1 protein-coding gene is annotated in these 228 nt (G+C 55.7%); it reads left to right on the top strand.

Annotated features, from left to right (window positions below; genetic code table 11):
• Nucleotides 1-228 (top strand): GGDEF domain-containing protein (locus R2R70_RS23765; protein WP_410979457.1); only part of this gene is annotated, 228 nt, incomplete at both ends.

The following is a 228-nucleotide window of genomic DNA, read 5'->3' as shown; positions in this document are numbered from 1 at the left end:
CTCACAGGTTTGCCGAATCGCCGGGCGTTTCTGGAGTTCGTACAAAAATTGTTCGGGACCGCCGATCTGTTTTCGGTGTTCATCCTCGACATTGACTTCTTCAAGAAGATCAATGACCAGTATGGCCACGACGTTGGCGATGAAGTGTTGCGCGCGCTCGCGAAGATCGGCGAATCGATCACGACACGGCCGTGCCTGTTTGCTCGCTGGGGCGGTGAGGAGTTCGTC

The sequence above is a fragment of the Cobetia sp. SIMBA_158 genome, from assembly GCF_046566945.1.
Classification (GTDB): Bacteria; Pseudomonadota; Gammaproteobacteria; order Pseudomonadales; family Halomonadaceae; genus Cobetia; species Cobetia amphilecti.
This window is presented reverse-complemented; position numbering and strand designations above follow the sequence as displayed.